The organism is Paenibacillus sp. M-152 (genome assembly GCF_003856555.1).
Classification (GTDB): domain Bacteria; phylum Bacillota; class Bacilli; order Paenibacillales; family Paenibacillaceae; genus Paenibacillus; species Paenibacillus polymyxa_C.
In genome coordinates this window covers 3,643,182-3,667,976 of the sequence record NZ_CP034141.1, presented here as the reverse complement: position 1 = coordinate 3,667,976, position 24,795 = coordinate 3,643,182, and the positions used below count along the sequence as shown (strand labels likewise).

21 protein-coding genes are annotated in these 24,795 nt (G+C 46.3%); 18 read left to right on the top strand and 3 right to left on the bottom strand.

The window, feature by feature from the left end:
* Positions 1-71: 71 nt before the first annotated feature.
* From EGM68_RS16105 to EGM68_RS16090, 4 genes are all read left to right on the top strand, one after another.
* Entirely contained in the window at positions 72-893 is an 822-nt protein-coding gene (locus EGM68_RS16105) for a hypothetical protein (RefSeq protein WP_129550337.1), read from the top strand.
* 76 nt (positions 894-969) lie between these two features.
* Positions 970-2,085, top strand: a complete 1,116-nt coding sequence (locus EGM68_RS16100) for an aminopeptidase (protein ID WP_013371870.1) — start codon at positions 970-972, stop codon at positions 2,083-2,085.
* 91 nt (positions 2,086-2,176) lie between these two features.
* Entirely contained in the window at positions 2,177-2,419 is a 243-nt protein-coding gene (locus tag EGM68_RS16095; RefSeq protein WP_013371869.1) for an HPr family phosphocarrier protein, read from the top strand.
* A gap of 140 nt (positions 2,420-2,559) precedes the next feature.
* Complete coding sequence (locus EGM68_RS16090) at positions 2,560-2,850, top strand: Fpa/YlaN family protein (RefSeq protein ID WP_007431028.1); 291 nt, start codon at positions 2,560-2,562, stop codon at positions 2,848-2,850.
* A gap of 230 nt (positions 2,851-3,080) precedes the next feature.
* Here EGM68_RS16090 and cax read toward each other — a convergent pair whose 3' ends face one another.
* Positions 3,081-4,151, bottom strand: coding sequence for a calcium/proton exchanger (gene cax, locus EGM68_RS16085; protein ID WP_025675467.1), 1,071 nt, complete (start codon positions 4,149-4,151; stop codon positions 3,081-3,083).
* Positions 4,152-4,342: 191 nt separating this feature from the next.
* Here cax and EGM68_RS16080 point away from each other — a divergent pair, with 191 nt between their 5' ends.
* The gene (locus EGM68_RS16080) at positions 4,343-4,708 is read left to right on the top strand and encodes an Asp23/Gls24 family envelope stress response protein (RefSeq protein WP_013310912.1); all 366 of its coding nucleotides are present in this window, start codon (positions 4,343-4,345) and stop codon (positions 4,706-4,708) included.
* 226 nt (positions 4,709-4,934) lie between these two features.
* On the opposite strand, the gene ftsW is transcribed toward EGM68_RS16080, so the two are convergent.
* Positions 4,935-6,197 carry a putative lipid II flippase FtsW gene (ftsW, locus tag EGM68_RS16075; RefSeq protein ID WP_013371867.1) on the bottom strand — a complete coding sequence of 421 codons (1,263 nt, stop codon included), beginning with the start codon at positions 6,195-6,197 and terminating at the stop codon, positions 4,935-4,937.
* A gap of 248 nt (positions 6,198-6,445) precedes the next feature.
* Between ftsW and EGM68_RS16070 the strand changes: the two genes are divergently transcribed.
* The 9 genes from EGM68_RS16070 to EGM68_RS16030 all read left to right on the top strand — a co-directional run bounded on the left by EGM68_RS16070 (position 6,446) and on the right by EGM68_RS16030 (position 15,672).
* Positions 6,446-7,651 (top strand): M20 family metallopeptidase, encoded by a 1,206-nt coding sequence (locus tag EGM68_RS16070; RefSeq protein ID WP_013371866.1) that lies wholly within the window; start codon positions 6,446-6,448, stop codon positions 7,649-7,651.
* A gap of 84 nt (positions 7,652-7,735) precedes the next feature.
* Positions 7,736-8,164, top strand: a complete 429-nt coding sequence (locus EGM68_RS16065) for a CBS domain-containing protein (RefSeq protein WP_013371865.1) — start codon at positions 7,736-7,738, stop codon at positions 8,162-8,164.
* Positions 8,165-8,323: 159 nt separating this feature from the next.
* Complete coding sequence (locus tag EGM68_RS16060; protein ID WP_025675472.1) at positions 8,324-10,147, top strand: DNA repair helicase XPB; 1,824 nt, start codon at positions 8,324-8,326, stop codon at positions 10,145-10,147.
* A gap of 6 nt (positions 10,148-10,153) precedes the next feature.
* A complete protein-coding gene (locus EGM68_RS16055) occupies positions 10,154-12,139 on the top strand; it encodes a helicase-associated domain-containing protein (RefSeq protein ID WP_129549570.1) in 1,986 nt (661 codons plus the stop codon).
* A gap of 107 nt (positions 12,140-12,246) precedes the next feature.
* Entirely contained in the window at positions 12,247-12,687 is a 441-nt protein-coding gene (locus tag EGM68_RS16050) for a YlbF/YmcA family competence regulator (protein ID WP_013371862.1), read from the top strand.
* A 34-nt stretch (positions 12,688-12,721) separates the two neighbouring features.
* On the top strand, positions 12,722-12,982 hold the full coding sequence (locus EGM68_RS16045) for a YlbG family protein (RefSeq protein ID WP_017427798.1): 261 nt from the start codon (positions 12,722-12,724) through the stop codon (positions 12,980-12,982).
* Between the two features lie 227 nt (positions 12,983-13,209).
* Positions 13,210-13,647, top strand: a complete 438-nt coding sequence (locus tag EGM68_RS16040; protein WP_013371860.1) for a hypothetical protein — start codon at positions 13,210-13,212, stop codon at positions 13,645-13,647.
* 202 nt (positions 13,648-13,849) lie between these two features.
* Positions 13,850-14,767 (top strand): selenium metabolism-associated LysR family transcriptional regulator, encoded by a 918-nt coding sequence (locus EGM68_RS16035; RefSeq protein ID WP_040103406.1) that lies wholly within the window; start codon positions 13,850-13,852, stop codon positions 14,765-14,767.
* Between the two features lie 35 nt (positions 14,768-14,802).
* On the top strand, positions 14,803-15,672 hold the full coding sequence (locus tag EGM68_RS16030) for a PHP domain-containing protein (RefSeq protein ID WP_129549569.1): 870 nt from the start codon (positions 14,803-14,805) through the stop codon (positions 15,670-15,672).
* A 95-nt stretch (positions 15,673-15,767) separates the two neighbouring features.
* Here the strand turns inward: EGM68_RS16030 and EGM68_RS16025 are convergent, their stop codons facing one another.
* Complete coding sequence (locus tag EGM68_RS16025; RefSeq protein ID WP_129549568.1) at positions 15,768-17,516, bottom strand: Rqc2 family fibronectin-binding protein; 1,749 nt, start codon at positions 17,514-17,516, stop codon at positions 15,768-15,770.
* Positions 17,517-17,746: 230 nt separating this feature from the next.
* Between EGM68_RS16025 and EGM68_RS16020 the strand changes: the two genes are divergently transcribed.
* The 4 genes from EGM68_RS16020 (at position 17,747) to EGM68_RS16005 (ending at position 24,762) form a co-directional block, all read left to right on the top strand.
* A complete protein-coding gene (locus EGM68_RS16020) occupies positions 17,747-20,545 on the top strand; it encodes a calcium-translocating P-type ATPase, SERCA-type (protein ID WP_019687953.1) in 2,799 nt (932 codons plus the stop codon).
* Between the two features lie 109 nt (positions 20,546-20,654).
* Entirely contained in the window at positions 20,655-21,488 is an 834-nt protein-coding gene (dapF, locus tag EGM68_RS16015) for a diaminopimelate epimerase (protein ID WP_016822359.1), read from the top strand.
* A 207-nt stretch (positions 21,489-21,695) separates the two neighbouring features.
* Positions 21,696-22,721, top strand: a complete 1,026-nt coding sequence (locus EGM68_RS16010; RefSeq protein WP_129549567.1) for a hypothetical protein — start codon at positions 21,696-21,698, stop codon at positions 22,719-22,721.
* Positions 22,722-22,875: 154 nt separating this feature from the next.
* Positions 22,876-24,762 (top strand): bifunctional homocysteine S-methyltransferase/methylenetetrahydrofolate reductase, encoded by a 1,887-nt coding sequence (locus EGM68_RS16005; protein ID WP_129549566.1) that lies wholly within the window; start codon positions 22,876-22,878, stop codon positions 24,760-24,762.
* Positions 24,763-24,795: the final 33 nt, after the last annotated feature.

Here is a 24,795-nt window from a genome sequence, read left to right as displayed (position 1 = left end):
TTTTTATCATGATTTATAGTCATGTTTAGGATAGGACGGATGATGGTATGCATTGGAGAAAGCAATGGGTAATGCGGGGCTGTATGTTTCTGATTATATGTGTGTTAAGCGGTTGTGCACTGGATCGGCAATATACTCCTGAGCAGATTTTTAGAAGAGCTGTTGCAGGAATGGCTGGCAGAGAGAGGATAACGTTTATCGGACAGACTAGAATCAGAACTGACGGCCTGCCTACGACTAAACAGTTTGAATATCGCGGGAAGCTAAAAAATCACGATGAACTAATCATGCACTGGGGATCTGCAGAGGCTTTGCGTAAGCAAGGCGACTATGTAGCACTGAAAGAAGATAAGTTTGAGCCTGGTGTTACACATGAACGGTTTCTTCGTCAAAATGGAAAATGGATTGCGCTGACATCTGGGGATACTTCTATGGTTCAAAATGGCATGTTAAATCGCTTCAATCCGATACAGGAGCTTGAGGAATTAAACACACTGAATAAGAGCATTCGTATGGAAAAGGGAGCTGCCCGGGGAACTTGGATGGTGAGGATTGAACTAGAACCTGCCTCAGCAAAGCGTTGGTTGAAAGAACGTTTAATGGAAGAAATGAATACGTTAAATCCTCAAATCAGGATATTAAAAACGCAGCATACAAAAACGAACCAAGAGCTGCAACAAAAGCTGAGTCAAGTATGGAAGCAGAGTTGTGAGGATATGAACAATCAGCTGGAGCATTCCAATGTGCGGACTGTGTACCATTTAACTATAGACCGCCAGACGGGTTTGCCTTTAAAGCTGTCGTCAGAATGCCGAATTTCCCGACAAGTTGCGAATGAAAAGCTGCACCAAGAGGCTCTGATAACCAGAGTTGCTTTTGAGGACTACAAGTAACGGAGCGGGCATGATACAATGGGATTTGAATTAACCGTTGTTCAAAAAGAGCGAAATAAAGAAGGAGAGACACTACATGAAAGATCCTAGAATACTTAAGCTGGCGGAAAATCTGGTAGGTTACTCTGTTGAAGTGCAGCCTGGAGAAAATGTATTGATCGAAATGATTGGTACAGAGCGTGACTTGCTTAACGCCATCATTCATGAAGTTGGTAAAAAAGGCGGAAATGTTTTTGTTCAGCTTACAGATCGTAAGGTGCAGAGCGCTATGCTTCGCAATGCAACAAAGGAAATGCTGGAAACTTGGGCTGAAATTGACCTCAACCGGATGAAACAAATGCACTGTTACATCGGAATTCGTGCAGGCGAAAATGTAAATGATCTGTCAGATGTACCGGAAGATAAAATGAAAATGTATAATTCCATTTATCAGCATGCGGTACATAGCGAACAACGAGTGAAACACACCAAATGGGTAGTGCTGCGTTATCCGAATGACAGCATGGCTCAATTGGCCAATATTAGCACTGAAGCATTCGAAGATTTTTATTTCGATGTATGTAACCTGGATTACGCGAAAATGGACAAGGCTCAAGATGCATTGGCAGACCTGATGAACCGGACAGACAAAGTACGAATCAGCGGTCCAGGTACTGACCTAAGCTTCTCTATCAAGCAAATCGGAGCCATTAAGTGTTCGGGTCAATGCAATATTCCGGATGGCGAAGTATATAGCGCGCCTGTACGTGATTCAGTTAACGGAACCATTAGCTATAATGCACAAACCCTATATAATGGAATTACCTTTGAGAATGTTAAATTCCGTTTTGAAAATGGTAAAATCGTGGAAGCGACAAGCAACGATACCAAGCGGTTAAATGATATTCTCGATTCCGATGAGGGAGCACGCTATATTGGCGAGTTTGCCATCGGGTTTAACCCACACATTTTACACCCAATGAAGGATATTCTGTTTGACGAGAAGATTGCTGGTAGCTTGCATTTTACACCAGGTCAAGCTTATGAAACGGCGGATAACGGTAACCGTTCTTCGATTCATTGGGATTTGGTATTGATCCAGCGTCCGGAATATGGTGGCGGTGAAATTTATTTTGATGATGTTTTAATCCGTAAGGACGGTATTTTTGTGCTGCCTGAGCTGGAGCCGTTAAATCCTGAAAACTTGAAATAACGATATCTGTTCTTGCTGAGAAAGCGATTTCAATGTATCATAATGAATGAGCATTGATATATGAAAATCCAGTAAAGCGAGGGATCTCACTATGTCCAACAATAATGCGGCGGTTGTTGAAATTGCACAGACGGCAAGCAAATTCACTTCTTCCATCGTCCTTCATTCCGAAAATAAGTATATTGATGTGAAAAGTATACTGGGCTTGTTTACGACCTTGGTCAGCAGTCACAGTTATGAGCTGCATGTTCACGGGCCTGACGCCGAGGAAGCCAAAAAAGCGATTATTGAGGTGTTCCAGAAGCACGGGCTGCACATTTCAGTAGCCACCTAACTTATTGAGGAAGCAAAAGCATCCCTACCTGTAACTGTAGGGATGCTTTTTTTGTCAGGTTCTTGTATTAGCCTGCAATTTCGTCTAATATTAAGGTTAGGACGTCTTGTGCGACATTGAGACATAGGGGGGAAGAATCCATGACTTCATCTGATTTGCAGGAACAATTGAATATCAAGGCCATTAATCTGCTTCAGGAAGATGCAGATAAAATAAAGAAGCTTATTGAAGTACAGATGGAGAATCTGGCAACCCGTTATTGCCCTCTCTATGAGGAAGTGCTGGATACTCAGATGTACGGATTTTCCAAGGAAGTGGATTTTGCGGTTCGCGCCGGACTTCTTCCGGAAATGGTAGGTAAACAGCTGGTCAGTGAGCTGGAACGCAATCTGGCTATTCTATATGAGGCCATGAATAATAAGGCTAATTAGGAAGACGGTTGAATTGATGAGAGCATGCGAAATTTGAGAGCATGCTTTTTTTGATGCCATTTTTTAAAAAGAGGATGAGAGGTCGCTTTTTAGCGTTCACCTTTGCCCTTGAATTTTAACAGCTTACAGGATTATATTGTCTTAAAAATTCAAGGGCAATAGTGATCAGATGTTTAAATGAAACGCGAAGCAGTCACTACAATTTAATCTACATTTTAAAACTTTGGAAGCTACACAAGGAAGAAGGATACACCTAACAATACATACACTACCAGCAGCATAAGTCCCTCATACCAGTTGGTTGATCCGTCCTGGGTGATGGATTTGGCGATAAATACAGCGACGGCAATGGCTACCAATTCAATGGTTGTGAAAACAATATTCATCGTGTTTCCCATAAAGTAACTGACAAAAATCAGCACAGGGGCAACGAATAGGGCAATTTGCAAACTGCTGCCGACAGCAATTTCAACAGATGCACCGATTTTGTTCTTCATAGCCAGTAAAATGGCAGCGCTATGTTCGGCCGCATTACCAATAATAGCGACAAGAAATGCACCCACGAACAATTCGCTGAGTCCAAATTGAGTCGTAAATACTTCTAGTGTACCTACCAGCCATTCGCTGACAAAAGCGACCATAACGGTAGCGAGTACCAAATAGGCAATGGATTTATTTCTAGACCATACAGGGGCATGCTCATGCGGCAATTCTTCATCTTTTTGTTCGGTCACGTCAGCTAAATAGTCCTTATGCGTAATCATAGAAAAAATAAGCCAAGCAATATACGCGACAATAAGCGTGCCTGCAACGATAAGACTGAGTGTATCTGACTCGCTATCCGTGATCACATGCGTGTTCAGAAAGACAGCTGGAACGAACAAGGCAATAACAGCCACAATCATCAGGGAGCCACTTAATCCAGCCAGCGATATATTGAAATTTTGTACTTTATATTTCAAACCGCCAGCAAACAGACTCGCTCCGAGCACCAGCAGCAGATTGCCGATGATCGAACCGGTAAGACTGGCCTTTACCATATCGTAAAGACCTTCTTTGACGAGAAAAATGGCGATGATCAGTTCGGCTGCGTTACCAAAGGTGGCATTTAAGAATCCACCTAAACGTTGACCAGCATAATGAGCAACACTTTCAGTCGCCCTACCGAGAAAACCGGCTACGAATACAACAGAAATCGCACAAATGACAAATTGGGCTATGGCATTCCAATGTGTGTAATGAGCGACTGCACTAAGAGCAAATGTCGCTAGGAGCAAAGCGGGAGATAACCATTTTTTCAATGAAGAGCACCTCGATATCAATAGTTGTGTACAAGTTTGGTGAATACTGTCACTTGTATGGATTTTCTAAATTAATATACCCAAAATGATATAGGTTGTAAACGAACGATGTTTTTATACGTAAGGTTTGCATTTGGAGTGGCTGAGGCTTTACAATACAAATAAAGGATGGATGAAGGGGGACATAGGTCATGGCAGAGCAAATTCAACAACTGGAAGCAGGAAACATCAAGATTTCCAACGATGTCGTAGGAAAAATTGCCGGGATGGCCGCATTAGAGACACCAGGCATTGCTGCAATGTCAGGCGGCTTATCGGAAGGCTGGGCCAAAAGGCTGAGCGGTAAAAATGTACAAAAGGGCGTATCAGTGGAGGTTGGACAACTGGAAGCTGCCATTGATCTACGTATTATCGTGCTCTACGAAACACCTATTCATGAGGTGTCCCGAATTCTTCAGCAAAATGTGCGAGAAGCCGTCGAAAGTATGACGGGATTGCGGGTCGTGGAAGTGAACGTAAAAGTGGAAGGTGTCGCCTTCAAGGACGATGCAGTGTAATAGACCCATCACATGCTAAATGGACATTTTTCACCAATGGTATAGATGCCGGAATTCCCTGCGATAATCCGAATAAGTTACACGAAAACTGGTGGTTATAAAACGCCAGTTTTCGTTTTGTGAATCTGCTGGATAACATTTTGCATACGGACCTGTAGTTATATACATATACAAAAAAAGAACTTCCAATGCCACCGTGGTTAGTGGCCATATGGAAGTTCTTTTTTTAGCGGTAACGGTTGGTTCTACGAGTTTGAAAGCGAGTAGGGACTTCATTACGGACAGTTACCCCTGTAGTGCGTTCTTGCACTGCTTGTTTGGTGTTCTCACGAGAAATACTGAGCATGATGCCCATGGAGAACATCATAACAAGCAGGGAGGAACCACCAAAGCTAATAAACGGAAGGGTTACGCCAGTGATTGGAATCGTTTGGGTTACTCCGCCGATATTAATGAAGGCCTGAATGGCGATCAAACCCATGATGCCAGTGCCCACCAACGTTCCGAACGGATCATGGCAACGCAGAGCAATGAGCATGCCTCGCCAAATGAAATACAAATATAACATTAGGAAAATGGCTGTTCCGATAAATCCAAACTCTTCACCAATGACAGAAAAGATAAAATCATTAAATGAATTGGGCAAATAATGAAGCTTGATAATGCCTTTACCAAATCCTGATCCGTTTAAGCCGCCTTCGCCAATAGCTTGCAAAGACTGCACCAGATTGTATCCCGTTCCTTGTCTATACTTCTCAGGATCAAGAAAGGCTTGAAAGCGTCCGATTTTATAATCTTGCTTGGCAGCAGTAGCTTGTCCATTTGCGCTTTCGGAATCTCCTCCAAACAATGACCCAATACCAAATACGATGGAAGCGCCTAGCACGAGCAGGATGATTGATGCGGTAATGTGTTTGACGCTGGCTCCCCCGGCATAAATAATCAGGCCACTGGTGGCTACCAAAATAAAGCAGGAGCCTAAATCCGGTTGAAGCATGATGAGTCCTGCGACAGAGCCTACAATGACAGTTACAGGTATGTAGCCAGTCCGCAAATCTCTAAATCGATCTCCTTTTTTCACAATCAGTGCGGATAAGTAAAGAATGATGGAGATTTTTGCAAGTTCCGTTGGCTGGAAGCCAATACTACCAAATCTGAGCCAGCTTTTTGCACCATTCAGAGAGCCTGTAAAAAGAACGATGATTAGCAGTAATATGGTTATGAAAAATAAAGGCACAAAAAGCTTTTTATATTTTTCCATCTTAATATTCATAGCTACCAACATAATGAAGAGTCCAAGTACAGCAAATGCGGACTGACGCTTCACAAAATATAAAGAGTCAAAATTGTATTCTTTATTCAGCAGAGCTACGCTGGAGCTGGAGCTAAATACCATGATTACACCGAATCCAACCAGCAACAAAGTGAGGATCAGCAATTGGAAATCCGGTGTCCCTCTTCTTCGAGTCTCCGGCTTCGTATTTCTCATATCAGCTTCCCCCGGTATTCGCCGCAAGGTACATTCCTCGCAGACGTTTATCATTTTATCGTTTATCCATTTTATCATAGTATGTTTGATAGGCTTCTGCAACCATCTGGAGCAACAGATATCACAACAATTCCATATCTGCTACAATAGGATAAAAATAAAGACTTGAGAGAAACGGCGCATACGTGGAAAAGCTGCATGATTTATCGGAAATTTGCCCGATGTTTTAAAAGGAGAGGTGGAACATAATGACACAACAGGCGATGGACCAAACCTGGTTCGATCAATTACAAGAAAACATGGTAGAGTGGCGTAGACATTTACATAAGAATCCCGAAATTTCTTTTCAGGAAAGTAAAACTGCCGCTTTTGTAGCAGATAAGCTAGAGAGCTGGGGATTAGATGTTCGTCGACAGGTAGGGGGACACGGTGTTGTAGGTACCATTCGTGGTGCCAAACCTGGACCTGTTGTTATGTTACGCGCCGATATGGACGCTCTTCCTATTCAGGATGAAAAGGAATGTGAATATCGCTCCATCGTGGATGGGGCCATGCATGCTTGCGGACATGACGGGCATACGTCCGTATTACTTGGGACAGCTTACTATTACAGTCTGAACCGCGATGAGCTGGAAGGAGAAATCCGATTTTTGTTCCAACCTGCGGAGGAATTGTTGCCTGGAGGTGCGGTCAATGTAATCAAAGATGGTGTACTGGAAGGTGTGGATGTTATTTATGGCATCCATTTATGGACACCATTCTCGGTCGGGACCGCTGCGAGTTGTGCAGGGCCGTTGATGGCGGCGGCCGACGATTTTTATATTGAAATTGCAGGTAAGGGTGGGCATGGTGGTATGCCCCAATCTACAAATGATAGTGTGGTGGCAGGCTCAGCTCTTGTTATGCAACTGCAGAGTATCGTAAGCCGTTCAGTCGACCCGTTAAGGCCTGCTGTGTTGACGGTGGGAACCATCGAAGGGGGCTCTGCGCAAAATATAATTGCGGAAACCTGTCGCTTGAGTGGAACCATTCGTACGTTTGATGAGCAGACCCGGACGGTCATGAAGGAGCGACTGCATGAGGTAACTGAGCTTACAGCAGCAACATATGGGACATCAGCAAAGATTCGTTACATTATGGGATACCCGCCAGTTGTTAATGATGCCCGAGAAGCAGCTCGCTTTTTTAAGGAAGCCAAGCCTGTGTTCGGCGAGGGGAATGTACAGGAAGCGCCAAAGTTGATGCCAGCAGAAGATTTTGCGTATTATTTGGAACGTGTGCCAGGTTGTTTTATGTTCGTAGGGGCGGGTAATCCGGCCAAAGGAGCAATTTATCCGCACCACCATCCAAAATTTGATTTTGATGAGGATGCCATGATCAACGCAGTTCGTCTGTTTATTGCCATGTCTACCGGATATGCTGCTGAATGCAAAGAAGGGGCAATTAACGGCTAATACGAGCTAAATTGGGAACGGTCCAATCTGGAGTATGAGCTGAATGAAATGGGGTACCCTACTCTTGAAAAGGAGGGAGTACCCATGAAAAAGGTTCAGGAAGTTATGACTAAAAAATGTGTAACGGTTACCCCGCAGGACAATATTTACGAAATAGCGGTCAAAATGAAAGACAATGATACTGGCTTTATCCCAGTTGTGGAAAGCGAAGGCAGTGATAAGTTGATCGGTGTGGTAACAGACCGTGACCTTGTAATTCGCGGCTACGCAGCTAAAAATTCTGGTTCTGGTTCGGTGGATACGGTAATGACAACAGGTATTCGTACAGCCAGTGCTGACATGTCAGTGGACCAAGCAGCTGAACTGATGGCAGAGCAGCAAATCCGTCGTTTGCCCGTGACGGAAGGAGATCGTCTGATCGGGATTGTTTCGATCGGGGATTTGGCTGTTCGTAATATTTTTGCAGACAATGCTGGAGAGGCGCTTAGCCAAATTTCCGAGCAGGTTCACTAGAAGGATAATAAAGTAGGCACCAGTTTGGGACGGTTTTTATCCCGAGCTTCTGATCAGGAGTTCAACCCGAGTGTGGGTTGGACTCCTTGCTATTCCGGTTGATCTGCGAATAAACGGATAAGCTATTATTATAGAACTTTTGAGTGTCAGGAGGTAGTCATGAATCCAGATCATCCTTGTATTGTACAACGTGATTTTACCGTTTTGCTGGAAATGGGTTTGCCTGATTCGGAATGGGCTCGTTCACAGTTGCAGATTTATGCGGAGCTGGTAAAAAGTCCGTCCGCTTTTCATACATATCACATCACTCCATTGTCGCTCTGGAACGCAGCCGCTCTCGGGTGGAGTGCTGAGGACATTCAAAATAGTTTGCACTCTATGTCCCGTTGGGATATTCCGCGTGATTTGTTGAAGGATATTGAACAGCTTGTTTCTCGTTATGGGACGTTGACGCTGTCACGGGCGAGTGCAAAAGAAGAACAAACTTACGGCACAGATACGATTGACGCGCATCGTGATGAGCAAGAGTCAGACAGAGATACAAAGGCGAGGAAAGCCAACACATACACAATAGGTGATCACTTGATCTTGGCAGTAGAGACTCCAACTTTACTGGATGAGCTATTGAACAAGAAAGAGCTAAAACAGCTTGGTTTGCTTCGCACCAATGAGACAAGCGCATCCGTACCGCCCGAAAATCGTGGCTTGCTCAAGCAGGAATTAACTCGCTTGGGATATCCCGTTGTGGATACGGCAGGTTATCTTGAGGGGAATCTGCTTCGTTTTACCTTGGGGAAGGGACAAACGGAGTTGCAGCTTCGTGATTACCAGGTGAAAGCTGCTGATGCATTTGAAGGCACAGACGGCTTAGGGGGGAGTGGTGTACTAGTGCTCCCATGCGGAGCCGGAAAAACAGTGATCGGTATGGCAGTGATGAATCGACTTCAGTGCGAGGTGCTTATTTTAACTTCTAATACTATTTCTGTGCGGCAATGGATCGAGGAACTGAAGCAAAAGACAAATATTCCTGTCGATTCTATTGGGGAATACAGTGGTCAGAAAAAGGAGGTGCGACCGATAACGGTGGCAACCTACCAGATTTTGACGCATCGGCGCAACAAAGACGGAGAGTTTGAACATATGAAACTGCTGAGTGAGCGGAAGTGGGGACTCATTATATATGATGAGGTACATTTGCTGCCTGCGCCAGTATTTCGAGCCACGGCCGATATTCAGGCTACCCGTCGTTTGGGATTAACAGCTACGTTAGTTCGAGAGGACGGGTGTGAGCGGGATGTGTTCTCTTTAATTGGACCCAAACGGTACGATATGCCGTGGAAGGAACTGGAGCGACAGGGCTGGATTGCTCAGGTCGATTGTGTAGAACTGCGTTTGCCCATGACCGCTGACCTTTTGGAGCAAAGTATGCGTGCTGAAGGCAGACAGCAATACCGAATTGCAGCCGAAAATCCAGCTAAGATGGAGGCAGTACGTAGTTTGGTGGAGAAACACAAGGGGATACCAACACTTATTATTGGTCAATATTTAGACCAGTTACGTAAATTGGCTCAGGAGTTGGACGTCCCACTGATTACGGGTTCCATGACTCAGAGCGAGCGGGTGCGTTGGTTCGATGCGTTTCGCAAGGGTAATATTCAAACCTTATTAGTATCCAAGGTAGCAAACTTTGCAGTCGATTTGCCGGATGCAGCAGTAGCGATAGAGGTATCGGGCAGCTTTGGCTCCCGTCAGGAAGAGGCGCAGCGACTTGGCCGCATTTTACGACCAAAGCCAGGCGACAATAAAGCTTATTTTTATGCATTAGTGACGGAGAACAGTAAAGAGATGGATTTTGCAGCACGTCGTCAGCTGTTTCTGATTGAACAGGGCTATGAATATGCGATTCGCAGGTTTGATGGGACGATGGCTGGCAGAAGCCAGGAGGATGAGATTGAAGATGGCGGAAAGAAAAAGGAGGCCTAACCAAGGATGGACGTAACGAGTACGCAAGGCAACTGGAATGAGCTTTCAGCGGATGAGCTGCTGGTGCTTAGACGATGCTTTGTCCGGTATGCGGCACAGCCTATGAAGGAAGAGGAGCCTATGCAGCTTACCCAAGGTGCCTTAAGCGGAGTCGAAACAAAACTGGCACTGCATGGGCTTCGCTCTCGGGGGTGGCTGGAGGCAGTCACCAAATCGTGGGGCGAACGGATTTTATATATTCCGGTTGATCGGCTACCCGCTCTGCACGATATGTTGTTAGAGCAAACTCCAATAAACAGGATACATACGGATCATCCAATAACGGTACATGAAGCAATGACAGGACTGGAGTCAGAGTTACTGCATGTGTTGTCACGTATTGCGATACAGGGAGTTCCTTTGACGGCCAAAGGAACCATACATAAACGGTCATTGCAAAAATTGAATGAACTGACCCCCTTTCGTCCGGAGGACCTGGAGGGACTTGGGTTGCATTATGCGCATGCCGAGCTATATCCAGTACAAACGGTGGTAATGGTCGATTTACTACTCAGTTTGGGGCTGTTAGTGAAAGAAACAGTGTCTTTTCGCATTCAGGAGGCGGAACTGGCGACATGGATTCGTTTGTCTGCTGGGCAAATGCGCAAGCATATTTTTGACACCCTCATGGAGAGGTACGGCAAGGCTGAAGCGCCTATGCAGCATTTTCGCTATATGCTGTGTGCCGTCTCGCAGTATGGAGGAACAGATGGATGGATATCTATTCAGTATCTGCTGCAATGGATGCTTCAGGTAGGATTAATACCGCAGAATAGTTTAAGTAGAGATGATTCTACGAACAGTGCCTTTATAGATATTGTTCCTACAATCGCAAATCTCAAAGGGCTTGCGGACGAGACGGTATCTGATTTTAATTTCAATGGATCTTTTACGGGAGATATAATGGGTTGGTTGAAGGCCCTGACGGCTTTTGGAATGGGGGATTGGGGTCAGACTACATCAGGCGAAATCTGTTTTCGCTGGAATGTCTCTGTGACAGATCTGCTTCGTCCCTATAATGACGAGGATACACATCAAGAACAAGGTGCCTTTTATGTGCAGCCTGATTTTGAAATATTGGTACCGCCAGATGTCGCATATGATGTGCGCTGGCGATTGGAATGCTGCTGTGAACGTGTGACAGGAGACCGGATGGTAGTGTATCGGATTACCAGAGAGAGTATTACAGAGGCAATCGAGCTGGGCATGGAGGCCAAGGAGATTCCTGCTCTTTTGGACAAGTACAGTCGGACAGGGGTGCCAGAACATGTACGGCTGGCAGTAGAGCAGTGGGCAGGCAATGTCGGACGAACGGCTTTTGCGACGGTAACACTTTTGCGATGCGGTACTCAGGAGGATGCGGACATGGTTGCGCGTCATCCTGCACTTGAAGGACTACTGGAGCGACTCGGCGACAAAGATTTTATGATCCCGGCACACTCTGCTGACAAAATACGAAAAGCACTCGCTGCAATTGGATTAAGTCCGCGTCTTGAACCGAAAAATGCGGATGAGCCAGCTCACCATTATCCACTTTTGACGGAGACAGAGAACCTAGATGCAGGCCGTTCCCTATTTTCACAAGAGGGAAGAGCTGGTCTGGTTTACACAGGGCGCACGTTGCATTTTTATGAACAAGAGCACACCCTGCCTGACCCGTCTGGCTATTTTCCAGAAAGGTCTACAGTACCCTCTTCATGGACAAAAGAATGGAGGAGTTACCATACGTCCACTTCCAGGCAGTTGATGGAGCAAGCGATCCGTTGGCAGGCGGCGGTGGGATTGCGAATCAGTGGGAAAGAGGTTAAATGGATACCGGAATCGGTGGTTTCCGGCGATCCCTGGAGTGTCACAGGCTGGTACGCCTCAGGAATGGATGAGGAAACGCCTTCTCGTGCGACCTTGCAGCCAAGTGATTGGTCCGATATGAGGCTGTTGGTTCCTTTTACATAGTCGTGTCAGGAAGTGCATGAAATTTCTTCTTCTCAAAAGAAGGATGTGGTATGATAAATGAGTCTACTTTTATTGGGTAGAACTTTATATAAAGTGAGATGACATTCATGAGCGTAGCCGAATTGAACACGGTCAATATGGCAGAAGTGCTTATTAACGCCTATGAATTGGGCGATATGGTCAACCGGTCCTTTGAGGTATCGGATTATTTATATTGGAAGCAGCGTGTGGAATTGAACCCGTCTATTCAGGCGTGTGTACGCAAGCTGGATGCCAAAAAGGAGCTTTTCGCTGAAACGGAGCGTTTTGGGCATTTTCATCCCAACTATCATGAAGCAAAGGACGCAGTGCAGGCCGTTGAACTGGAGCTGGAACAATTTGAGGCTGTTAAGGAGTTCAAGCGGGCCGAAAAGGCGTTGGATGATATGCTTCATGCCATGTCTGAAACGATTGCATATTCCGTGTCCGAAACCATTAAGGTGCCGAGCAACGACCCAAATGTGAAAAAGGGCGGATGCGGCAGCGGAGGGAAATGCTCCTGCGGATAGGCCATAGGAATGATACGGAGGGGAGATGAAGCGAATGTTTGCCGAGCGGACAGGGTACATCATTTGGGTAAGCGATATCAAGGCTGCCCGCAATCTGGAGAAATACGGAAATGTCCACTATATTTCAAAGCGTATGCATTATGTAGTTATATATATGAATGCGGATCGGGCAGAGGACACCGTTAAAAATATTCGCAGACTTTCCTATGTACGTAAGGTTGAGCGCTCTTTCCGAAATGAGATTAGGACGGAGTACAACGACGATAAGGAAAAGATGAAAGAATATGAAATATAAGCTTTGATTGTCTATACATTCAAATTTCTTGAAAAAGGTCAGCCTACGGGCTGACTTTTTTTGTGAAGCCAGGACTTTTCATACTAATCTTAATGCTGTTAGACCTAAAAATTCTTTAAAAAACACCCATAAACTTCAATTTTGTAACTTGTAGTCCCGGGTCTGTTGAGGTAACATATGAATATATTGGTAGATATAAAGACCTATCTGGTGGGGAGAGTGATCCCGTGCGTGACAAGGCAATGCAGCGATGGAGTACATACGAACCGTTCTACGTGGAGATGGGCGATAAGAAAGTCGCCGATATCGTGATTACAAATCATGCGAAAACACGTTATTTAGATCGGGTAGAGCAGAAACAGTCCGAGACGAATCATATCGCCGCCTGGCTTTGGGAGTGCCTAAAGCAAAACAGGATGGAGTCCTACTATCATAATGAAGAGGATGTATATTTAATTGATGGTGATCTGGTCGTTGTCGCCGAATTTGGTGAGTTGCCAGGTGAGATGGACATTGCGGGGAATCCGCTTCATAAGATGATTATTATTACCTTTTTGGGTCGGATGTCAGAGACTATCGAATTAAGGGACTTGAAGTCCTACTATTCATGGTTGCGCCATTCACGGCGCATGACACTGATGAAAAGCACTCGTAAGCAAAAATAGACGGTGATTTGACGGACGGTTCCATTAGAAAGCGGGCACATTGACACCGTCGAGTTTGAGTAGAAGTATGCAGTTATCAGCTGCATGCTTTTTTATTTTGCAAGCATATAACTCCCCATTTCGGTAAGTTTACTCGGAAATTGTTCGCCAGATGTTTTTCTTATGTTAAAATAGGGAGATCAGAGGGGAGAGGGCTGTCAGTATGAACTTTCATCAGCTGCACATTTTTTATACCGTAGCGGAGCGCGGAAGCTTCTCGGCGGCGGCGCAAGCGCTGCATATGACGCAACCTGCGGTGACGATGCAAATTCAGTCTTTGGAAGATTATTTTGGCACGAAGCTGCTGCACCGATCGACTAAAAAAATTGAGCTTTCGGAGGCAGGAGCGACATTACTGCCTTTTGCAAAAAGAAGTATGCAACTGATCAGGGAAGCTGACGAAGCGATGTCTGCTTTTACTCACATGCTGGAGGGAAGATTGCATATAGGTGCCAGTCTAACGATTGGTGAATATATTGTGCCAAGAATGCTGGGACCGTTTGGTCAGGAGTACCCTCACATACGCATGGCAATGAATGTAATGAATACGACTCAAATTATGGATGATATACTAAAGCACCAGTTGAATTTAGGGCTGATTGAGGCCCCGGTTCAACACCCGGATATTGTGGTAGAATCTGTGATGCAGGACGAACTGAAGCTGATTGTTCCTTCGGGGCATGTGCTGGCCAAGGCCAAAAAAGTAGTTTTAGAAGATGTATTCAAGCATCCCTTTGTAGCCAGAGAAAAAGGTTCTGGTACACGCCAAGTCATAGAAGACGGGCTGAAAAATCGTGGTGCGGATGCCTCTCGACTTGATATTGTAATGGAGATGGGCAGCACTGGAGCGGTCAAATCAGCGGTAGAGGCAGGACTGGGGATTACTATGCTGTCACCTTCTTCAGTCAAACATGAGGTTGCGCTCGGGTTATTGAAAATTGTAAATATTTCAGATATTACCTTCAAACGAGAATTTTATGCAATTCATTTGAAATCAGCGTTGTTGCCGATCCCGGTAGTAACTTTTCTGTCTTACTTGCGTCGTCATGATCAGGGAATGGACGTATTCGAGGACTCGTAGGACAAGCTTTAGAGATGAAGAGGAGGAGAATCTACATGAAGGAACAGAATAATTTGCAACGATATGATCTACATACACACACCCAAGCATCTGACGGTATGCAATCACCTGCTGATAATGTGCGCTGGGCGAAGGAAAAAGGGCTGGCCGGTGTGGCTATTACAGATCATGATACGGTGGCCGGTTTGGAGGAAGCCTTGGAGGAGGGAAGACGCATTGGGATGACCGTGGTGCCGGGTGTGGAAATCAGTACACGTGCTGGTGGCAAAGATATTCATATATTAGGTTATTTTATGGATTACCGTAATAAAATGTTTTTGGAACGGTTGGAAAAGCTGAGACAGGCGCGGGATACCCGTAATGATTTGATTTTGAGTCAATTGTGTAGCTTGGGCGTGGAAATCACGCTAGATGAGGTGGTGGCTACAATGGGCAGACCACTAACGCCGGATGAAAGTATTGGACGTCCGCATATGGCAGATACCCTGGTTCAAAAAGGTTACGCGAAGGATATGCGGGATGCGTTTGATCGTTACTTGGCAGAAGGTGCGCCCGGATACGTGTCTGTACCCCGTGTAGAGCCTGCGGAGGCTATAAGCTGGATTCGTGAAGCAGGAGGTGTGCCTGTAGTGGCCCACCCTGGCTTGTATGGAAATGATGAACTGGTACGCTCCATTATAGAGGCAGCGAAGCCTGTAGGGTTGGAGGTGAGCCATTCAGACCATGATGCTGAGGCTGAGAGCCGATATACTGCTATGGCGGTGCATTATGGGCTTATCGCAACAGGCGGCTCGGATTTTCACGGTGCGCGCCAAGGTGTGATTTTCCACGGTGATCTGGGTAGCCGTAGTGTGGATGGTCAGGTTGTCGAGGAATTGAGAAAGGCTGCTGTTGGACAAAAGTAAATGAGAAAAAGCCCCTTGCCTACCGCATGGAACACCAGAAGTGTACGTGCAACGGGCAAAGGGCTTTTTTTGTAGATTCCAAATGCTGGTGGAACTTAGCCGTTTTTGATGCGGTTCGGCAGCTTTTTGACCAGTTCCTCATTAGGTGTGATAAAGAGCGTACGCTGATGATCGTAGATGACAAAGCCGGGCTTCGCACCGCTTGGCTTGCGTACATACCGAATCAAGGTGGCATCTACGGGTACGCTGCTAGACTGCTTGGCTTGGCTGAAATAGGCAGCCAGTTGAGCAGCTTCCTCCAACGTTGCGTCTCCGAATTTCTCGGCACGAATAACGACGTGTGACCCTGGAATATCCTTTGTATGCAGCCACGTGTCATTGGGTCCGGCCAGTCGGTTGGTCACATATTCATTCTGCAAGTTATTTTTGCCGACCAGCAGCTCAATGCCTTCGGATGATGTATATACGTGCAAGGTCGGGCGGTCATTTTTCTTCTTTTTCTTTCCTTTTTTAACCCGATCTCTGAGATAGCCCTGCTGAACCAGCTCTTCACGTATTTCCTCAATGTCGTTAATAGAGGCATGGGCTAGCTGCTGAAGAAGATTGTTCATATAACGAATTTCTTCGTGTGTTTTTGCTAGTTGTTCGTCAATGACAGCCAGGCTGTTTTTATATTTGTTGTACTTTTTAAAATAACGTTGTGCATTATCTGAAGGGTTGAGTAGCGGGTCCAATGGAATGGTGATCGCACCCTGTTCCTCGTCATAAAAGTTAGTGAGTGTTACTTCCTTGTCTCCCTTTTTTACCTCATGCAGTGAAGCGAACAGCAGCTCTCCGTAAATCCGAAATTGATCGGCATCTTCCGCTTCAGCCAAATCTTGATGGAGATGATCGAGTTTTTTTACGTTTTTGCTCCGCTCGTTTTGTAGAAACCGCAGTAGGTCGCTAACCTTTTGCTTAACCGTGTCCCTTTCTGCTTTTTCACCGAAAAAGTCCTCCATACACTCACTGATGGTAGCGTATTCCTTACGTTCTCCTTCGATCAGCGTCAGTGGAATGGCTGAAAATATTACTTTATCTTGTGCGTTCAGTCCAGATACTGGCTGAAAACGATGATTCCGCACGTCATCCATAATGTCACTGAATGTCCTCCACAGTCGACGATCCTTGTCACCAGATGCTTCTTCGTTAGATGCTCGGATTAGTATCTCTTCAGCAATAAGGGGACTAAGTCCGGTAAAAGTGTTCACGAGCCAGCGTTTGGGAGCTTCTTCGGCCTCAAGGGCTGCTTGATACGAGGAGATGAAGGCTGCTTCTTCGACTTCTAGTGGATTCAGCTTATTTTGTTCAGGAGGCTCTGTGTATTGAAAGCCTGGCATAACGACCCGATAGCTGCTGATAGAGGGTGTGACATGATGAATGCCATCCAGCATCATACCTGTTTCCGGGTCAAGCAAAATAATATTGCTATGTCTACCCATCACTTCAATAATAATGCGCTTCAATGAAATATCTCCCAGCTCATCACGCTGACGTATATCCATATGAATAATGCGCTCCATGCCCACCTGCGTGATGTTCTCAATAATGCCTCCTTCGCAATGTTTGCGAAGAAGCATACAAAACATGGGAGCTTCTGTCGGATTGAGAAAGCTTTGCTCTGTAAAATGTACGCGCGGAAATGTCGGATTAGCCGACAGCAACAGCTTTACACTCCCGCCTTGTGCCCGCAGGTTCAGCACGATATCGCGTTCGTTTGGCTGATGTATTTTATTAATGCGCCCGCCCCGGATGGCTTGCAGTTCGTGTACGATAGCGCGGGTTACGATTCCGTCCAATGCCATAATTTATGTTCTCCTTTGAAGCAAATGTATTTTCGCCTTCCTTCTATGATACATAACTTTGGAACAAAACTTAAGCGGCTTTGTGATATTTCGAGTCCTGTCCGAATAGATTGAATCAAGAAAGTCTGTCCAGCATATCAGCAATCGTGGCACAAAAATAGAATAACGGGCAGCCATCCTACGCACAACCGACGGAAACGGACTATCTGACCGGGAGGGAATTGGGGAGAATGGAACAAGCACACTGGCACCAATTAAGCAATGAACAGCTTTCAACTAGTCTGGAAGTCGACCCGAAGCAGGGTCTTTCGGAGGAACAGATTGCGGAACGAAGAGAAAGGACGGGTTGGAATGAGCTGAGCGAGGGCAAGCGTGTTTCGGCAATTTTGCTGCTGCTCAACCAGTTCAAGGATTTTATGATGCTTGTATTGATGGGAGCGACCCTGATCTCTGGCCTACTCGGCGAGTATCTGGATGCGATTACCATTATTGCTATCGTTGTGCTAAATGGAATTCTCGGCTTTGTGCAGGAATTCAGAGCTGAACGTTCATTGCGAGCTTTAAGACAGCTTTCGGCTCCAACCGCCAAGGTGCTGCGAGGCGGCAAACGAATACATGTTCAGGCCAGAGAGCTGGTGCCGGGCGATATCGTGCTGCTGGAAAGTGGTGATCGTATCCCTGCAGATGTAAGGTGGTTGAGTACAAACGGCTGTGATGTCGAGGAGTCTGCCCTGACAGGTGAATCGGTTCCGGTGAGTAAGCATTCCCGTCCTATTCATGCCGCCGAAGTACCTCTTGGGGACCAAAAGAACATCGGTTTTATGGGCACCATGATGACCAGAGGCACCGCACAAGGCGTGGTCATTCGCACAGGCATGAGTACCGAAATGGGAAAGATCGCAGACTTGATCGAAAATACGGAGTCGCAGGAGACACCGTTACAGCACAGACTGGAACAATTGGGCAAAATTTTGATTATCGTGGCGTTAGCGCTAACCGTGCTCGTGGTCATAGCGGGTATTTTGCATGGTCAGCCAGCCATGAGCATGTTTTTGGCCGGCGTGAGCTTGGCTGTGGCAGCTATACCAGAAGGATTGCCCGCGATTGTAACCATTGCCCTCGCTTTGGGTGTACAGCGTATGATCAAACGCAAGGCCATTGTGCGCAAGCTGCCTTCCGTTGAGACGCTCGGCTGTGCGTCTGTCATTTGCTCTGACAAAACGGGCACACTGACCCAAAATAAAATGACAGTCACCAAGCTGTGGCTGGATGGTCGTTTCTGGGGAGTTACCGGGGAAGGTTATGATCCACACGGTCATATTATGGACAGGGATCTTCCGGCCGACCTAAAAAACGGACAATCCTTGCGTAGATTGCTGCAAGCTAGTGTACTTTGTAATAATGCGGAGATTGTTCAAGCTGACATAGATGAGCTGCGTTCAAAAAAGAAAACCAAAGAGCCGACGCCTTCCGCTGTTTGGGAGCTGAAAGGTGATCCGACAGAAGGAGCGCTGGTCACGTTAGCTGCCAAAGGCGGAGTCACGCGACAAGGGCTATACGAACTGTACACACGGGAGCGAGAATTTCCTTTTGACTCAGATCGGAAGCGGATGTCGGTACTCGTACGCCACCAGGGAGGACATATTGTATTTGCCAAAGGAGCGCCAGACGTGCTACTGGGTCAGTGCTCTTACATTTTATGGGAAGGGAATGTCGTTCCGTTAACGGGTACGCTGCGCCAAAAGGTATTGGCAGCCAATGAAGGTATGGCATCGGAGGCGCTGCGTGTACTTGGCGTCGCTTACCGTGATATCCGCTCGCATGAGCGTGTCTCTACGGTTGAGGAGGCTGAAACACAGCTGATTTTTATCGGCCTGACCGGCATGATTGATCCGCCACGCCGCGAGGTTCGCGAGGCCATTGGCAAGTGCCGTCGTGCCGGCATTCGCACGGTGATGATTACGGGCGATCATGGTACAACCGCGGAGGCCATTGCACAGCAGCTGGGCATTCTCCAACGCGGCTCAAATGTATTGACAGGACAGCAACTGTCTCTCATGGATGATGCGGCGTTGGATAACGTTGTTGATACCGTCTCTGTGTATGCGCGGGTGTCGCCGGAACACAAGCTGAGAATCGTCAAGTCGCTGCAAAGACGCGGACATGTCGTAGCTATGACCGGAGATGGCGTCAATGACGCACCTGCGATCAAGGCATCGGATATCGGTATTGCCATGGGCATTACAGGAACAGACGTGACCAAAGAAGCAGCTGCACTTGTACTGAGTGACGATAATTTCTCCACGATTGTAGCGGCGATTGAGGAAGGGCGAAATATTTACGAGAATATCCGTAAATTCATTCGTTATCTACTCGCCTCCAATGTTGGCGAAATTTTGACGATGTTCTTTGCCATGATGGCTGGGCTGCCGCTACCTTTGTTACCCATTCAGATTTTGTGGGTGAACCTGGTAACTGACGGTTTGCCAGCGATGGCTCTGGGTGTGGATCAGCCGGAAAAGGATCTTATGGAGCATAAGCCTCGTGGCGCAAAGGAAAATATTTTTGCACGTCGACTGGGCTGGAAAATTATTAGTCGCGGTCTGTTGATCGGCTTATGTACACTTGCGGCCTTCTGGTTGACATTACGGATTGCTCCGAATGATGCAGGACAATTGATCAAAGCACAGTCGGTTGCATTTGCTACGTTAGTGCTGGCGCAGTTAATTCATGTATTTGATTGCCGTAGCTCCCGCTCCGTTTTCCATCGTAATCCGTTTCAAAATAGTTATCTCGTGCTTGCCGTACTGTCCTCCATTGTACTGATGCTGGTTGTAATGTATGTGCCTGTGCTGCAACCTATTTTTAAAACGGTACCCCTTGGTTTACGTGAATGGGCACTATCTATTGTCGCAGCTGGAATTCCTACGTTCCTGATGGGAGCGGGAAGTGTATGGGGCGGTCGACGTAACCGTCGTCACGGCGGAAATACACGATTTTCAGCGGGACGTACAAAGTTCTCAGCATAGAATTCGGGTCTTGCATATCGCATCGCTTTCCCGCTTTTGCCCTGTATGATATTATGGGATCAAAGCTTCAAGAGGAGCATGAGATCAGCAGCAACGGCGGGGGGAAGCTATGGAATTCACTAAAATGAATGGTCTGGGTAATGATTTTATCGTTTGGTACGGGCATCAGGAATTGCCGTCTGACGCCTCGGAATTAGCTGTTCGGCTATGTGATCGACATTTTGGTATTGGCGCCGATGGATTGGTATATATATTGCCGTCTGAAAAAGCAGATTTTCGCATGCGCATCATTAACTCGGACGGCTCGGAGGCCGAGCAATGCGGTAACGCTATTCGTTGTGCTGCCAAATATGTGTATGACCGTAAGCATATCAACCGTGAACAGATCACGATTGAGACGCTGGGTGCAGGTGTGCAGCAGGTTGAACTGACTGTGGAAAACGGAACTGTACGAATGGTAAAGGTAGATATGGGAGAGCCGATTCTGGAAGGATTGAAAATTCCAACTACACTCGATTTGACTAACGTAATAGATGAGCCCATTGAAGCTGGAGGAAGTGGTTTTCGCTTTACGGCTGTTTCTATGGGAAATCCGCACTGTGTCATTTATGTTGAGGATGCGCCTAGTTTTGATCTGGAGGCCTGGGGGCCAAAGCTGGAGTGTCATCCATTGTTCCCTAAAAAAACAAATGTTGAGTTCGCCACGGTACGGAGTCGGAAGCATATAGATATGAGGGTATGGGAGAGGGGAGCAGGACCTACGCTAGCCTGTGGAACTGGAGCCTGTGCTACGCTTGTTGCTTCTGTACTAAATGGATACAGCGACCGCCGCGCCATGGTAAGCCTAAAGGGCGGCGATCTGGATATTGAATGGAGCGAGGATGATAATCACATTTATATGACAGGTCCGGCTGAGATTGTATTCGAAGGTCGTCTATTCTGAATTGATGTGAATGATAAGAATAGCCCCTAAATGACCTAAGAATATATAGAAGTGAAGGGGAAGAAGACCTGAGTAGGTCTTCTTTTTTTGTCCTTTTATGCCGCTGTTTACTGGGGAAATGGTGAACCAAGCGATATTCTGTCTTTTTTTGACGCCTGAACGATGTATAATATAGAAAATGAGAAAACGATAAGGAGGCCGTTCATAGTGCGGAAATTTCGTTGTGTATCAGCAATTGCAATCCTCATTCTTATAGCCACCGCGCTTCCGGTTCAAGCGGCGACTATTCCTGCTGCCACAGAAACGACGGACAAGCAGGTTGGTTCGCTAACTCCGACAGTCGTAAGCCGTTTAGAAAAAGCAGTGCAAGAACTTATCGGTTCAAAAACTGCATTTCAATTTGACGATGTAACGGATATGGGGAAAACCTGGATTGTCGAGGGTGAATTGGAAGATGGAACAGCTACGTTACAGACAGAATATAATAAAGAGAAAAACAGAGTAGATTCTACAACCATACGATATAAAATAAGTAGTTTGGGAAAGGCGATGAACGCGCCACTCAAGGCAAAAGTATTAAACAGCGCCAAAGCGTTTGACAGCAAGCGCCCCTTACAATTTGAAGCATTCTGGCGAGTCAAATCTCCTTATCAGTCCAACAAGCCTTCAAATTACTGGGTATTCTGGGGGGCAGGAGAAAAAGCTTCCTCATTGTATGTTGATGTGGATCAAGGTAATGCTATTACCGTCAATGCGGACTATGCACTGAAGCAGGTGGATCCTGTGTTACTGAACCGTGCAATGAACACGTTTAAGCGAGTGAGTGGACAGCGAATCACAGTGCAGCATGTCTCACGGTACAAGGATGAGAAAAAGGGGCTTTCTTATTGGTCGTTCGAGGATGCAAGCGAGGCGAATGAAGTCAAAATTGGTGCGGTAACCGGTAAAGTGCTGGCTGTATCCACATCAGGGATGGACTGGAATGATGACGCAGATTTCAAAAAATCTTTTGCAAGTCCAAAATATACTGCCGCCGAAGCATTGAAGCTGGTCAAGCCTAAGGTTCGGCTGTTGTTTAATATCAATGTGTCCGGCTATAAAGTGAAAGTTCAAGGAAATCAATATACGTTCTCCAAGCAGCAAAAGGGGACGGATTCTATTGTGGCTAAAGTAAATAAAAAAGGGACTTTTTACGAGTTTTCTCTCCATTCTTCTGATGGGAAAATGCAATGAAAATGTAGTGGGATAGAAAATGATCAATCAAGTTGCTTCACTCCTGATATCATATTGTCGGGACGTGAGGCGGCTTTTTTTGTTTTTGGCTTATGTTTGTAGTCTCTTTATGTTACATTAGTATGAAAATAAAGAGCGGGGTGGAGCAGAGGACATGAAACCGGATTTGCGTACTGTGCTGAATGGTGAAATTATTGTCGGAGACGGCGCTATGGGGACTTTTTTGTCCCAGCTAGGATTTCCAGTAAATACGTCTTACGAAGAACTGAACATTACTTCGCCTGGCGTCATATCAGACGTGCATGGTCAGTATTTAAATGCAGGAGCACGATTGCTGGAGACCAATACATTCTCTGCAAATGATTATAAATTAGCCCGCTTTGGATTGGAATCTAAGGTAGAAGAAATCAATCGTGCTGGTGTGAGGATTGCCAGGGCTGCGGCTGGACCCGAACATTATGTAGTAGGTGCGGTCGGTTCCATATGCGGAGGCAAACGTCTCAGCATATCCAAGCTAGAGCTGTCAAGAAACTACGAACAGCAGATTGATGCTCTTCTGTCCGAAGGGGTTGACGGCATTTTATGCGAAACGTTTTATTCACTGGACGAAATGCGCATTGCGCTTCACAGTGTACGTAAATACAGTGACATTCCGGTAATTTGTCAATTTGCGGTTGACCAAGTTGGTCGTACCCAAGATGGGTTTTTAATGGCACAAGCCTTTTCAACACTGCGTAGTGAAGGAGCTGACATCCTCGGGTTTAACTGTCACTCCGGTCCACAGGGAATTATGAGTGTAATGGAGCAACTGGACGGTCCCTTGTCTGTACCACTGTCTGTATATCCGAATGCGGGATTGGCAGATTATGTGGACGGTCACTATGTATACGGTGCATCACCTGAATATTTCGGAGAATGTGCTACGTCCTTTGTAGATCTCGGTACGAGACTGATTGGTGGTTGCTGCGGAACGACACCAGACCATATTGCTGCTATTTCCAAAGCTTTAAACAATTTGAAACCGCCCCCGTTGGCTCCAAAAGAAACCTTTTCGACGGAAGTCATTCATGTGGTGGAGCAGACAGCAGATGAAGGGGGACGAGGAAATGGCAGACATACCAGCGAACCCAACATTGTGGATCTGGTTAAGGAACGGCATACGGTTATTGTAGAGCTGGACCCTCCGCGAGATCTCGACATTACCCGGTTTATGCAAGGTGCGCATGCCTTGAAGAAAGCCGGAGCCGATGCACTTACACTTGCTGACAATTCGCTCGCAGTCACTCGTATGAGCAATATGGCGCTTGGGCATCTGGTTAGTATTGAAACAGGCTTGCGTCCATTAATTCATATCGCATGTCGTGACCGTAATCTGATTGGTACGCAATCCCACATGATGGGTTTTGACGCACTGGGTATTGACCATGTACTGGCGGTTACTGGAGATCCAGCGCGATTCGGTGATTTACCAGGCGCCAGTTCGGTGTATGATATGACATCGTTTGAAATCATACGCATGATCAAGCAACTAAATGATGGTGTCGCATTTTCTGGTAAGCCACTCAAGCAGAAAGCTAATTTTGTGGTGGGAGCTGCTTTTAATCCAAATGTTAAGCATTTGGGGAAAGCCGTACAGCGGTTGGAAAAGAAAATTGCCTCCGGGGCCGATTATATTATGACCCAGCCTGTTTACGATCCCGAGCTGATTACAGCCATCGCAGAACAGACACGGCATTTGGAGATACCGATTTTTATCGGTATTATGCCGCTGGCTAGTGGCCGCAATGCAGAATACTTGCACAATGAAGTCCCAGGCATTCAGCTATCCGATGAGGTGCGTGCACGCATGTCGGGGCTGGAAGGCCCGGAAGGACGAGCTATGGGCGTGTCTATTGCCAAGGAGCTGCTTGATACGGCCATGGAACATTTTAATGGGATCTATTTCATGACTCCTTTCATGTTCTATGAAATGACAGCTGAGCTGACTTCATATGTGTGGCAAAAATCAGGCCGAGTACAGGCCCCCTTGTTTCGACTATAATAATCAATTACAATAGTATAATGGATGTGATGC